The following is a 12,011-nucleotide window of genomic DNA, read 5'->3' on the forward strand; positions in this document are numbered from 1 at the left end:
GCACAGGACGGGCCAGGAACACACCCGCTCCCGCACCGGACGGGCCGGGCGCATACCTGCACCCCGCGCGGGGGCGGGTACACACCCACACCCGTACCGGACGGGCAAGCGCACGCCGGCGCTTCCGGTCGGCTACGGAGATCGAGCCTCGCGCGATTCCGGTCGCGGTGGCAGGCCGGGCCGTTCGGGGGGAGTGACAAGGCCCCCCACTTCTCCGCCGGGCCGGTCAGCGCGGTGTGACACTGGCCGTATGGCATCCGAGCAGAGCGGCGGCGGCGCCGGTGGCGGGACGGAGCTGGGGCAGTTCCTGCGGGCCCGCCGCACCCAGACCCTCCCCGGCCAGGTCGGCCTCACCGTGGGGCCCGGACTGCGCCGTACCCCCGGCCTGCGCCGCGAGGAGCTGGCGACGCTCGCCGGGATGAGCATCGACTACTACGTCCGTCTGGAACGCGGCAAGGAGACCCGCCCCAGCCCCGCCGTGCTCGACGCCCTCGCCCGCGCCCTGCGACTCGACGACGCCGAGCACCAGCACCTGCGCGAACTCGCCGCCCGGGCCGCCCGGTACGCCCCCGAGCCCCCGCCGCCGCCCAGCCGGACCGTGCGCCCGCACCTGAGGCTGATCCTGGAGACGCTCCGCCCGAGCCCGGCGTACGTGATCAGCCGGAGCATGGACCTGCTCGCCTGGAACCCCGGCGGCCTCGCCCTGTACGCGGGGATCGCCGACTGGCCCGCCGGTCAGCGCAACCTCGCCCGCTATCTGTTCCTGCACCCCACCGCCCGCGGTCTCTTCCCCGACTGGGACGAACAGGTCCGCGGCTGTGTGGCCCGGCTCCGCGGCCTGGCCGGCACCGCCCCGGACGCGCCCGACCTCACCCGGCTGGTGGGCGAACTCGTCCTCAAGAGCCCGGACTTCGCCAGGCTGTGGGAGCGCTATGACGTCACCGGGCGCAAGAAGCTCCAGAAGACCTTCCACCACCCCGAGGTCGGCGTCCTCACCCTGACCGGCCAGAGCATGCAGCTGGAGGGCACCCCCGGCCAGCGTCTCGGCGTCTACACCGCCGATCCCGGCACCCCCGACCACGACGCCATGCTCCTCCTCGACCTCACCGCCCCCGGACCGGCCGGGGCCCCGGAGACGGAGGCCGGGCGGGGACGGCGCTCGCGGTCCTGACCGCCTTCGCTACCTGATCGACTGTCAGCCGTACCGTGCCTGCTTACGGGCGCGGCGCCTGAGGCGGAGTCGCCCGCGTACCTTGCGCCGGGCCGACGGAGCCGGTCCCTCGACAGGCATCCCGGTATGGCCGTAGTGGATGGCGGCCATGCGGTCGCCGTGCTGTGAGTTCAGCAGACGGATGAGCAGGACCCCGACCACGATCATGCCCAGGATCACGGCCACGGTCACGAACGTCGCCACCACTGTCCTCACGCTCCCATCGAGATGCGTCGACGTGCGGCCAAGTCGCGGGCCTCATGCCCGCCTTCGGAGTCCCAGACCGCTTCCACGGCCCGGTCGGCGTCACGCAGTGTCCGCAGACGCGCCGCCTCCTCCAGCAACCGGCTCGCGGTCAGCGTGCCGCGTGGGTCACTCGCGGCGGCCATCAGCCAGGCGGCCGAGTCGGGCGTGGTCTGCGGCGGTACGACCAGGAGGTTCCAGCGGCCCACGTGGTAGGAGAGCAACAGCAGTTCATGCGGGTCCTGCTCGGCCAGGAACCAGCCCACGTTCACCACATGCCCGGCGACGGGCACCTTGCGTGGAACGACCGGCCACTGGGTGGGATTCACCGTGACCCGGGTGATCCGCCCCCACAGTTGATCCAGTACGGCGGTCAGGGACGGAAGTTCCGCCCCGAGATCGCGGGACCGGGGCCACCATGCGCCGTCCAGCAGAGCCGGGGCGGAGCCGACGGGAGCCAGCGACAGACGCGGAGAGGCCGGGGAGAACCGGTCTTCGGCTTCGGTCGTCGGCGGGTGGGAGATGGTCGCAGTCATGACGCGAACCCTGCCCCGGGCCGGTCGGGACCGGCCCGTATATTCAATCGCCGAAAACGACACGAGCCTGGCAGCCGGTGTTCGAAATATCCTCGGTGACTCCAACGTACTCCTCGAACAGGCCCGGCGGACCGTACGGAGGGCCCGGCCTATGCGCTGCCGGTGTCGAGGAGGATCCGTTCGGCCCGCGTCACGCTGCCGGCGCGGACGGCTTCGGCCATGGCGGCGCGCGCGGCGTCGGGCGTCGCGTGCGACGGGACCACGAGGAGGGAGAAGAGATCCTGCTCGCCCCGGGTGATGAGGACGGTGTCGTCGCCTGCCGCGAAGGAATCGATGTGGACGACACGGTCGTCGATGGTCATCCGCGTCGGCAGCCCTTCCCAGGCGCCGGCGTCCAGGCCGACGCGCGTGATGGGCCCGAGATACTCGGTCAGTGCGGTGATCAGGCCGGGGAGCTCGGCGGCGATGTCGCGGGAACGAGGCCACCACGCCCCGTCGAGCACGCCCTGCCGGTCATGTGTCGTCTCCAGCCGTACGACAGCGGTCCCGGGCCGCACGGCCGGGTGGACCGCGTCCGGCAGGAGCCTGGTCACGCGCGGGGAGGAGGGGTCGGCCATCGCACTCGCCTGCCTCCCTGCCGGGACGAGGAAACCGAGTGGCTTCCTCGTTTCACGGTACTCCCGGGCCGACGGCGCCCGGGGAGCCCGCCGGTCATCCGCGGGGGCCGCGGGGCGCTCCGGAGTAGGGTTGGAGATCCGGGTCGTCTCCCGCCGGGACATCGAACTTCGAGGTCGCCATGCAGTCCATGGAAACACCCTGGGACGGGCACGCCGAGGTCCGCATCGTCGCCGCCTCGCCCGACGTCGCCCGTCAGGTCGCGGAGGTTCTCCGCCATTGCTTCGCCGCCTCCGAGCAGCGCAGCTATCCCGCGGGCGTCGACGGAGGAACCCGCCTCGACCTCACCGTGGACACCAGCCGCGCGGCAGAACCCGCACGGTCGTGGCTGGAGACCAGCCGGTCCACGCAGGACGCCGGCTGAAGGAGAATGTCGGCGGCCGGGAGCGGCGGGTGCCCCCTCGTCACCCTTGATCGCCCGCAGCGGCCGCAGCGGCCGCCATGAGCGGTTCCGCCGCCTTCTCGGCCGTATCCGGAGGCACGACCAGCAGGTCCCAGCGTCCCCGGCCGGGGGTGAGCAGGACGATGGTGTGCGGGGCGGACGCGGCGAGGGCCCTGTGCAGTCGTACGACCTGGTTGAAGACGAGCATCCGGCCGGGCGCCTCGGACCACACCGCCCCGTTGACGGTGACGCTGGTGATCTGGCCCCACGCGCGCGGCAACCCCGCGAGCAGCGAGGGGAGTTCCGCGAGCAGGTCGTACGAGCGGGGCCACCATGCTCCGTCGATGGGCCGGGGCATGCCGCTGCGGGGTGCGAGGCGCATCCGGAGGACGGGCTGGGAGGGAATCTGGGGCTGCAGTGCGGTGGTCATGATGAGCTCCTGCCAACTGCCGTAAGAGAGCGAATGGTCGAGGTCAGGCGCGTCGGGCGGCGACCCGCTCGGCGGTCGGCCGGCGCACGTCGTGCACCCAGCCGAGACGTTCGAGAAGGCGGATGAAGGCGGCGGAGGGGTCGATCTGGCCGCGGTCGACGCCGTGCCGGGCGCTGGTGGGGTCGGCGTGGTGGAGGTTGTGCCGGCTCTCGCCGAACGAGAGCAGGGCGAGGGGCCACAGGTTGGCCGCCCGGTCATGGCGCCGGGTGCGGAACGGGCCCTCACCGATCAGATGGCAGAGGGAGTTCACGCTCCAGGCGACGGCGCGGATGTCGCGGTCGGCCAGGAGGCCGGGGGCGTACCGGTCGGCGGGTGTGCGGTCGTTGCGGAACAGCCGGCCGACGTGTGCGTGCAGCAGGCCGCGCAACCGGCCTCGCGGATGCGTGCCGTAGCGGTACGGGGAATGCGGGTCCCCCGGCCGGTCGGTGAAGGCGTGGTGGCGGCGGTGGGTGGCGACCCAGCCGATGACGTCGCCCTGGAAACTCATCGAGTCCGCGACCGCGAGCGCGATCCGCACGGGACGGACGGCCCGGTAGCCGCCGTGGGTGAGGCCGCGGTGGAAGCCGACGGTGACGCCGAGACCGGTGACCGTGTAGAGGACGAGGGCGAGCACGATGTCGACGGGGTGGATGAGGCTCCCCCGCAGCAGCCGGCCGGCGAGACCGATCGCCACGAACGGCAGGACCACGATCACCCCCGTCACCGCGACGTACAGCCGCTCACCGCCGTCGCGGGCGGGCGCCGGGCCGTCCGCCGGGAAGGGGGGCGGCCCGTCGTAGATCCGGGGCGGCGGGGCCGGGCCCGGCGGTGTGACCGTCGTGGACGTGGCCGGAACGGACGGCATGCGTGACTCCTCGGCCTGGATGCGGATGGCGCGGCCGGGGTCACGGGCTGCCCCAGTGAGAACGGTGACGTGCTCTGCAGGGAAGGTGCTCGGGTGGACTCGCCGGAGACGAGGCGACGGTCCTGGGCCGGTGGATTCCGGCATACGAAAGTGCTCGTGGTCTCCACCGTACTCCCGCCCGTGTAACAGCCGGGACCGTTCAGGTCCCGAGGACCAGGACGCGGAACGGGCCCGGCGGCGTGGTCCTCGGAGTGTCGCCCTCGAGGGACCGCCACCCCCAGGACCGCAGCGCCTCGACGGTCCTGGCGTCGGAGCGGTTCACCAGCGTCACGCCGGCCGTGGCGCCGTGGTCGGTGAGCAGCCGCCGCTGGAAGCGCCGGGCGAGGTTCCAGGCACGGTCCTGGTTCTGTCGGCACACCCAGGGCTGGACGAGGATCACGCAGACCACGAAGAGGCGCCCGGAGCCCGCGAGACGGAGCAGACTCCCCGGGAGGTATCCGTCGAAGCCCTCCCACCAGGGCCCGTCACCGCGTACCGGGAAGCCGTAGGCGCATCCGGTCAGCGCGGTGGTCTCCGCGATCAGCAGCGAGAACCCCGGTCGCTTCGCGTCGGCGGCCAGCCGTCGCAGGAAGGCGCCGCGGGCCTCGTTCCACGCCCACGGGCCGCCACCGGAGGTGTCCGCGTACAGATCGCCCAGCTCCCCCAGCCGGTCCTCGACCTGACGTCGGGTCAGTTCGCGGACGCGGGCGCCTTCACGCGGGGAGGAGCCCCGCTCCGGCCTCGGCCGGAGCTGCCTCCGCGTGCCGCGCCGGTCCGGGACGGCCTGCCGCCCGGGGAGCTCTGTGGTCGTCGGCGCGACCGGAACGTGCACCGTCATGAGGCAAGCCCTGCTCCGGGCACGGGAGACCCGTCCCGGGGTCGTCGGTCGCCGAGGGCGGCACCGGTGTCGGGGCCGGTGCGCGAAGGGCTCTCGGTACCTTTACGGTACTCCCGGCCGCGCACCCGTCCGCCGGGACCACGGCCGGGAACCCCGGGGTGTGCGGCTACCTGGAGGCCGCGCCGACGAGGCCGTCCAGCCAGGCCTGGTGGCCGTTGAGCATCGGGTTGGGACGCTCGGCCGCCAGGGCCGCGGCGGGCCGGCCGATCTGGGTCTCCTGGGTCAGGATCCGCACCCGGCCGCCGGGCAGGTCCTCCACCAGCCAGGCGTGCAGCACATCGAGCCGCTCCTGAGGCGTACCGTCCTGCTTCGCCGTCCAGGACAGCCGGCCGGGGACGCCCTCGGCCGGGGCCTGGAACCGGACGACATGGGCGTCCAGGGGCGGGAAGCCGAACGTGCCGAAGCTGAAGTCGAGGTCGTCCTTCAGCCCGGGGCCGTCACCGTTCGGGAAGGAGATGTCCGCGACGTTGTCGTAGTACCCCTCCCAGGTCGAGGTGTCGGTGAGGAAGTGCCAGACCCGGGCGGCCGTCAGGCCCTCGACGATCACCTCGTTGGAGACGAAGTTGTCGCCGGTGCCGGGCAGGTACTTCCGCGGCCAGTCGATCGCGTTCTGCGTGGTCATGGTGCGGGGTGTCCTTCTCGTCAGCGCGTTTCCCGTCCGCGCGTTGTCAGGGGAGCTTCTTGAGCAGCTCGGCGGCGAGCGGGGCGGAGGAGGCCGGGTTCTGGCCGGTGACGACATTGCGGTCGACCCGGACGTGCGGCGCCCACGGCTCCCCGGTCTCGACCGTCAGACCGGCCTCGGTCAGCCGGTCCTCCAGCAGCCACTTCGCCTTGTCCGCGCTGCCGGCCAGCCGCTCCTCGGCGTTGGTGAAGGCGGTGATCCGGTAGCCGGCGTAGGCGTTGGTGCCGTCCTCCCTCACCGCGGCCAGCAGCGCCGCCGGGCCGTGGCAGACCACGCCCACCGGCAGTCCGGACTCCACGGCCCGGGCGAGGAGACGGCCGGAGTCGGTGTCGACGGCGAGGTCCTCCATCGGGCCGTGGCCGCCGGGGACGTAGACCGCGTCGAAGTCGTCGAGGCGTACGTCGGCCAGGGTCAGCGGGGCCCGGAACTCCGGGGCGCCCTCCAGCACGGCCTTGATCTTCGCGGCGTTCTCCTCGCCGCCGGCCGCCCCCGGGGCCAGGCTGCCCGGGTCGACCGGCGGGACGACGCCGCCCGGGGTGGCCACGGTGATCTCGTGGCCGGCGGCCTTGAACGCCTCGTAGGGGGCGACCGCCTCTTCGGCCCAGAAGCCGGTGCGGTGCTTGCTGCCGTCGGCCAGCGTCCAGTGGTCGGCGCCGGTCATCAGGAAAAGGATCTTCGCCATGGGGTGCTCCTACGGTTCTGAGGGGTGGTGGGTCCGCATGGTCCGGCCGCGTCGTCACTTACGACGCTAGAGCCGGTGCCCATCGGAGTACCAATAGGAGGGCCGATTTCACCTATCGACACTCCGATGTGTCCCGGCGGCTACGCTGGCGTCATGAAGAACCGGACGCCCGAGGCCGCCGGTACCGGCAGGCAGCTACCCGCCCATGCCGACCTGAACCTGCTGCGCACCTTCCTGGCCGTCTACCGCGCCGGTACGTTCACCGCCGCAGCGCCCGCGCTCGGGCTGTCCCAGCCCACCGTGACCGCGCAGATCCGCACCCTGGAGCAGCAGACCGGCCGCGAGCTGTTCACCCGGCTGCCGCGCGGCGTGGAACCCACGCCCGTCGCCCACGAGCTGGCCGCGCGGATCGAGGGCCCCCTCGACACCCTCGCGACGCTGGAGGGCGGCGGCCGGGAGGGCGGCCCCACCCTGCCCGTGCATCTCGCCGGGCCGTCGGAACTGCTGTGCGTGCGCGTCCTGCCCGCCCTGGTCCCCCTCGTCGCCGACGGCGTACAGCTGCGCGTCACCCAGGGGCTGCCCGAACCCCTGCTGGAGGAGATGCGGTCGGGCCGCCACGACCTGGTCATCACGACCCGGCGCCCGCGCGGCCGGGCCCTGGAGGCCGTGCCGCTCGCCGACGAGGAGTATCTGCTCGTGGCCTCCCCCGGCTGGGCCCGGCGCATCGCCGCGGATCCGCGGGCCGACGGCGACCTGTGTGCCGCCCTGCGCGAGGTGCCGATGGTCACCTACGCCGAGGACCTGCCCATCGTGCGGCGCTACTGGCGGACCGTGTTCGGCAGACAGCTCACCACCCGGGCGGCGGTCACCGTGCCCAATCTGTACGCCGTCCTGTCCGCGGTCAACGCCGGGGCGGGCGTGAGCGTGCTGCCGCGTTCGCTGTGCCAGGAGTACCTCGACTCCGGCCGCCTCGCGCTCCTGCACGACCCGGAGGAACCGCCGTTGAACACCCTGTTCCTCGTCCAGCGGCCCGGCGCCGAGGCCAACCCCGATGTGCTCCGGGTCCGCGATCTGCTCCGGGCGGCAGCCCGAGGCTGGTAGCCGCGTCCCCGCGACGCGTCAGCCGGTGGCGCCCGCCCGGGCGCCGGTGCGGGACTCGGCGGCGGCTTTCAGATCGCGAAGCCACGCGTCGAGACCCTCGCCGAGGGCCTTCCTCGCGGTGGGGACGTCCGCCTCGACCTGGTCGCCCGTCCAGGTCTCCTCGGTGTGTACGCGCACGCCGCCCTTGACCTTCTGGTACGTCCACAGATGGACGCCCTCGTCGATGCGCAGCCCCTCGCCGATCGCGGGTCCGCTCCACAGGACGCAGTCGCGGTCGCGGAGTTCCCGGACGGTGGAGGTGATCTCCAGTGTGGTGGCGGGGGTTGTGGGGGTGGCGGGCGCCGGGGTCGTCCACCGGAACTGCGAACCCTTCCGCAGGCGGCCGGAGTCAAGACGCTCCATGGTGGTGACCGGGGGCTGCCAGGACGGCCAGCTTTCGACGTCGGTCTGCAGCTTCCAGACGGTGCTGAGCGGGGCCTTGACCACGATGTCGGCCTCGTAGCGGATGAGGGCGCCGCTGTCGACGCCGCGCCCGCGGCACTGGGACGGACCGCCGTGCGTGGCGGCCTGGGCGGCGGGGACGGTACTCGCGAGAACGCCGGCGACGGCGAGCGCGACCAGGCCCGTGACGGCGCCGCCTCGTACGTTGCTGATGCTGACCATGGTGTCCCTCTCGATGTTTGGTTATCTACCTTCTCGTTCGTTAGAAGTTGTAACTCACCAGTCGAGAGAGTGTCAATAACTTTGGTGATAGCCTCTAACAGTGACTGAAGCAGGTGCGACGAAGACCCCGCGCGAGCGCTACCGCGCCCAGGTGCGTACGGAGGTCAAGGAACACGCGTGGGAGCAGATCGCCACGGCGGGGGCGTCCGCACTCTCCCTCAACGCGATCGCCAAGCGGATGGGGATGAGCGGGCCCGCGCTGTACCGGTACTTCGCCGGGCGAGACGAGCTGATCACCGAGCTCGTCGCCGACGCCTACCGAAGTCTCGCCGACACCTTCCGCGCGGCCTCCGAGGCCGGCGCCGACGTCGCCGCGCTGGGGCACGCCCTGCGCGGCTGGGCTCTGGAGGACCCCCAGCGGTACCTCCTCATCTACGGCACCCCCGTCCCCGGCTACCACGCCCCCGACGACGTCACCGCGATCTCGTCCGAGATCATGGCGACCCTGCTCGACGCCTGTGCCGCGCTGCCGCCGGACAGCCCGGCGACACCGCTCGACGCGCACCTCGAAGACCACCGGGACTGGGCGGGCGGCCATCCGGCCCCACCCGCGGCCCTCCGCCGGGCCCTGGCCTTCTGGACCCGGCTGCACGGCGCACTGTCCCTGGAACTCGCGGGCCACTTCAGGGGGATGGGGATCGACCCCGCGCAGCTCTTCGCCGCCGAACTGGACGAAGTCTCCCGCCCGGACTAGGAGTCGTACGGTCCGTCGCCGGGGCCGCTCCTCGGGCCGAGGCGGCGGTAGGCGGCGCGGGCGTGGACCAGCCGGGCCAGGGCCGTGCCCAGCAGGGCGGCCGCGAGCAGACAGGCGAGCCATGTGGTGTCGCGGTGTCCGGCCCAGGTGAGGGTGCCGGCGGGCGGGATGACGAAGCCGTTGAGGAACAGCCAGCACAGCAGGGCCGTACCGGGGGCGGCCGTGAAGCGTGCGCCGAGACCCAGCACGGCGGCCAGCAGGGACAGCGCGGGCAGGGCCAGTTCCGGACGGCCGGGCCCCACCACGGTGTTGAGACACGCCACCAGCACCGGAGCCCCCGCGAAGGCCCCGGCCCAGACCAGCGGGGTCGCGACCGGCCGGGGGACGGGCCTGGCTCCGGTGCCCAGGGGCATCCACTTGATCATGCTGCCGCTTCCGCTCTGCCGGCCGGTTCCGAAGTGCTCGCCAGGGTGCCATCAACGCCGCGTCGGAGAAACAGCGAATCCGGACAGCCGGCCAGGGGGAGTTCAGTTCGGACGGCGCAGTCCCGTGACCAGGAGTCCGACCAGGCGCCGTGCGTCGTAGCGGGGTTCGCTGCCGGGGTCGCGGTCGCTGTCCGCGCCGATGCAGAGGTTTCCCACGCCGCGCATGAGTTCGTACGCCTCGATGTCGGAGCGGATCTCGCCCGCCTCGGCCGCGGCGGACAGCAGCTCGGCGCAGACCGGCACGAGCCGGTCGATGAAGTAAGCGTGCAGCGCCTCGAAGCCGGCGTCGTCGGAGTGCAGGGCGGCGGCGAGGCCGTGCTTGGTCACCAGGAAGCCGACGAATAGGTCGATCCACTGCCGCAGTGCGGCGTGCGGGGTCGCACCGCTCGCCAGCAGGGCCGGGCCGGCCTCGGCGCAGGCGTCGACCTGGTGCCGGTAGACGGCGATGACGAGGTCCGCCCGGTTGGGGAAGTGGCGGTAGATCGTGCCCACCCCGACCCCGGCCCTGGCCGCGATGTCACGCACCGGTGCTTCCACACCCGACGTGACGAAGACCGAGGCGGCCGCGTCGAGCAGGGCCGCCTTGTTGCGCCGGGCGTCCCTCCGCCGGGACGGGGCCGCGCGCCCTTCGTCCTCGCCACTGCCGTTCACCGCGTCACTCCTCCTCGGAACTCGCCCTTGCGAAAACGGAACAGCGTTCCGTATCGTCCTAAGCGGAACGACGTTCCGCTTCCCTCATGATGCCAGAGGAGACACGGTCATGCAGTACCGCACCCTGGGCCGCACCGGCGTACAGGTCAGCTCCCTCGCGCTCGGCGCGATGAACTTCGGACGGATCGGACGCACCACCCAGGACGAGGCCACCGCCCTCGTCGACGCCGCCCTGGAGGCGGGGATCAACCTCATCGACACCGCCGACATGTACGGCCGCGGCGAGTCCGAGGAAATGGTCGGCAAGGCCATCGCGGGGCGCCGTGAGGACATCGTGCTGGCCACGAAGGCGAGCATGCCGATGAGCGACGAGCCCAACCACCGGGGCGCCTCGCGCCGCTGGCTGGTCACCGCGCTGGACGACAGCCTGCGCCGCCTCGGGGTCGACCACGTCGACCTGTTCCAGATCCACCGGTGGGATCCGCGCACCGGCGACGAGGAGACCCTGTCGGCGCTGACCGACCTGCAACGCGCGGGGAAGATCAGGTACTTCGGTTCCTCGACCTTCCCCGCGTACCGCATCGTGCAGGCGCAGTGGGCCGCCCGCGAGTGGCATCTGAGCCGCTACGTCACCGAACAGCCCGGCTACTCGGTCCTCCAGCGCGGGATCGAGACCCATGTCCTGCCCGTCACGCAGGAGTACGGGCTCGGCGTGCTGGTGTGGAGCCCGCTCGCCTCGGGCTGGCTGACGGGCGCCGTGCGCGAGGGGCGGGACATCACCACGAACCGCTCGGCGTTCATGCCGGAGCGCTTCGACACCTCCCTTCCCGCCAACCGGGCCAGGCTCGACGCCGTCGAGCGGCTCGCCGAGCTCGCCGACGAGGCCGGCCTGACCATGATTCAGCTGGCGCTCGGCTTCGTGACCGCGCATCCCGGCGTGACCAGCGCGCTCATCGGGCCCCGGACGCCGGACCATCTCGCAGCGCAGCTCGCCGCCGCCGACACCGTGCTCACCGCCGACGTGCTCGACGCGATCGACCGGATCGTCCCGCCCGGCACCGACCTGGCCCCGCACGAGAAGCACGACACCCCGCCCGCGCTGCTCGACCCGTCACTGCGGCGCCGCTGACCGGCCGGGGACGCGTCAGGCGTCCTCGATGGTGATGAAGGGGTCCCACTGGAAGTACCCCTTCAACTGGCGGTGGCGGTCCAGGATCTGGAAGTAGAAGTGGTAGGTGACCTTGCCGGCCCTCCTGACGGTCGTCCGCCAGTAGTGGTCCTGGTACCGCTGGGTGTCGAACTCCGGCCGGCCTTCGCTGCCCTCCTTCGGCAGCGGGTATATGCCGTCGATCACCTCGATCTCCGGTGTGCGGATGAGCTGGTGCTGGCTGTCGCTGCTGACGTAGCGATAGAGCAGGGCCTTGTAGTCGCTGCCCAGGGAGACGGTCGTCTCGCGCCACTTGACGGTGTCGCCGGGTTCGGCGCGCAGGTTCAGCTCGGCGCCCGACGTGCCGACGATGTGGTCGTGGCGGGTCGTCATGTAGATCAGGCTCTCGTCGACCTGGGTCGGTGCGTCGGGGTTGCGGGACGCGTTGGGGTTGCGTTCGACGATCGTGGCCGCGTCGAACGCGATCAGTACGTTGAGATCAGCCATTTCTTCTCTCCCTGTGTCGATT

General features: G+C 72.3%; 17 protein-coding genes. 5 read left to right on the forward strand and 12 right to left on the reverse strand.

The annotated features are described in order from the left end of the window. Positions 1–250 precede the first annotated feature (250 nt). On the forward strand, positions 251–1,171 hold the full coding sequence (locus ACFT32_RS21760) for a helix-turn-helix transcriptional regulator (RefSeq protein ID WP_382491602.1): 921 nt from the start codon (positions 251–253) through the stop codon (positions 1,169–1,171). A gap of 24 nt (positions 1,172–1,195) precedes the next feature. On the opposite strand, the gene ACFT32_RS21765 is transcribed toward ACFT32_RS21760, so the two are convergent. The 3 genes from ACFT32_RS21765 to ACFT32_RS21775 all read right to left on the reverse strand — a co-directional run bounded on the left by ACFT32_RS21765 (position 1,196) and on the right by ACFT32_RS21775 (position 2,606). Beyond that, the gene (locus ACFT32_RS21765; RefSeq protein ID WP_382491605.1) at positions 1,196–1,426 is read right to left on the reverse strand and encodes a hypothetical protein; all 231 of its coding nucleotides are present in this window, start codon (positions 1,424–1,426) and stop codon (positions 1,196–1,198) included. Further along, positions 1,423–1,989, reverse strand: a complete 567-nt coding sequence (locus ACFT32_RS21770) for a DUF5994 family protein (RefSeq protein ID WP_382491608.1) — start codon at positions 1,987–1,989, stop codon at positions 1,423–1,425. The genes ACFT32_RS21765 and ACFT32_RS21770 overlap by 4 nt, the downstream gene beginning before the upstream one ends. A 149-nt stretch (positions 1,990–2,138) precedes the next feature. Continuing rightward, positions 2,139–2,606, reverse strand: a complete 468-nt coding sequence (locus tag ACFT32_RS21775) for a DUF5994 family protein (protein ID WP_382491611.1) — start codon at positions 2,604–2,606, stop codon at positions 2,139–2,141. A 179-nt stretch (positions 2,607–2,785) separates the two neighbouring features. On the opposite strand from ACFT32_RS21775, the gene ACFT32_RS21780 reads away from it, so the two are divergent. Next, complete coding sequence (locus ACFT32_RS21780; RefSeq protein WP_382491612.1) at positions 2,786–3,028, forward strand: hypothetical protein; 243 nt, start codon at positions 2,786–2,788, stop codon at positions 3,026–3,028. A gap of 40 nt (positions 3,029–3,068) precedes the next feature. Here the strand turns inward: ACFT32_RS21780 and ACFT32_RS21785 are convergent, their stop codons facing one another. The 5 genes from ACFT32_RS21785 to ACFT32_RS21805 form a co-directional block, all read right to left on the reverse strand. Next, positions 3,069–3,476 (reverse strand): DUF5994 family protein, encoded by a 408-nt coding sequence (locus ACFT32_RS21785; protein WP_382491615.1) that lies wholly within the window; start codon positions 3,474–3,476, stop codon positions 3,069–3,071. A 43-nt stretch (positions 3,477–3,519) separates the two neighbouring features. Then, the gene (locus tag ACFT32_RS21790; protein ID WP_382491618.1) at positions 3,520–4,380 is read right to left on the reverse strand and encodes an acyl-CoA desaturase; all 861 of its coding nucleotides are present in this window, start codon (positions 4,378–4,380) and stop codon (positions 3,520–3,522) included. 199 nt (positions 4,381–4,579) lie between these two features. After that, positions 4,580–5,257, reverse strand: a complete 678-nt coding sequence (locus ACFT32_RS21795) for a hypothetical protein (protein WP_382491621.1) — start codon at positions 5,255–5,257, stop codon at positions 4,580–4,582. Between the two features lie 166 nt (positions 5,258–5,423). Further along, positions 5,424–5,939: an SRPBCC domain-containing protein gene (locus ACFT32_RS21800; protein ID WP_382491622.1), complete on the reverse strand. Its 516-nt coding sequence runs from the start codon at positions 5,937–5,939 to the stop codon at positions 5,424–5,426. Between the two features lie 46 nt (positions 5,940–5,985). Continuing rightward, positions 5,986–6,681, reverse strand: a complete 696-nt coding sequence (locus tag ACFT32_RS21805) for a type 1 glutamine amidotransferase domain-containing protein (RefSeq protein WP_382491625.1) — start codon at positions 6,679–6,681, stop codon at positions 5,986–5,988. A 153-nt stretch (positions 6,682–6,834) separates the two neighbouring features. On the opposite strand from ACFT32_RS21805, the gene ACFT32_RS21810 reads away from it, so the two are divergent. Then, entirely contained in the window at positions 6,835–7,782 is a 948-nt protein-coding gene (locus ACFT32_RS21810) for a LysR family transcriptional regulator (protein WP_382491626.1), read from the forward strand. Positions 7,783–7,800: 18 nt separating this feature from the next. On the opposite strand, the gene ACFT32_RS21815 is transcribed toward ACFT32_RS21810, so the two are convergent. Further along, positions 7,801–8,445 carry an SRPBCC family protein gene (locus ACFT32_RS21815; RefSeq protein WP_382491629.1) on the reverse strand — a complete coding sequence of 215 codons (645 nt, stop codon included), beginning with the start codon at positions 8,443–8,445 and terminating at the stop codon, positions 7,801–7,803. A 100-nt stretch (positions 8,446–8,545) separates the two neighbouring features. Here ACFT32_RS21815 and ACFT32_RS21820 point away from each other — a divergent pair, with 100 nt between their 5' ends. Continuing rightward, positions 8,546–9,199, forward strand: coding sequence for a TetR/AcrR family transcriptional regulator (locus ACFT32_RS21820; protein ID WP_382491632.1), 654 nt, complete (start codon positions 8,546–8,548; stop codon positions 9,197–9,199). On the opposite strand, the gene ACFT32_RS21825 is transcribed toward ACFT32_RS21820, so the two are convergent. After that, positions 9,196–9,624, reverse strand: coding sequence for a hypothetical protein (locus ACFT32_RS21825; protein WP_382491635.1), 429 nt, complete (start codon positions 9,622–9,624; stop codon positions 9,196–9,198). The two genes, ACFT32_RS21820 and ACFT32_RS21825, sit on opposite strands and share 4 nt — an antisense overlap. A gap of 102 nt (positions 9,625–9,726) precedes the next feature. After that, positions 9,727–10,335, reverse strand: a complete 609-nt coding sequence (locus ACFT32_RS21830; protein ID WP_382491638.1) for a TetR/AcrR family transcriptional regulator — start codon at positions 10,333–10,335, stop codon at positions 9,727–9,729. A gap of 109 nt (positions 10,336–10,444) precedes the next feature. Between ACFT32_RS21830 and ACFT32_RS21835 the strand changes: the two genes are divergently transcribed. Next, the gene (locus ACFT32_RS21835) at positions 10,445–11,464 is read left to right on the forward strand and encodes an aldo/keto reductase (protein ID WP_382491641.1); all 1,020 of its coding nucleotides are present in this window, start codon (positions 10,445–10,447) and stop codon (positions 11,462–11,464) included. A 15-nt stretch (positions 11,465–11,479) separates the two neighbouring features. Here the strand turns inward: ACFT32_RS21835 and ACFT32_RS21840 are convergent, their stop codons facing one another. Continuing rightward, on the reverse strand, positions 11,480–11,989 hold the full coding sequence (locus ACFT32_RS21840; protein WP_382491643.1) for an inclusion body family protein: 510 nt from the start codon (positions 11,987–11,989) through the stop codon (positions 11,480–11,482). Between the last annotated feature and the right edge of the window lie 22 nt (positions 11,990–12,011).

Origin of the sequence: Streptomyces sp. NPDC057002 (assembly GCF_042673825.1) — a bacterium.
GTDB lineage: Bacteria > Actinomycetota > Actinomycetes > Streptomycetales > Streptomycetaceae > Streptomyces.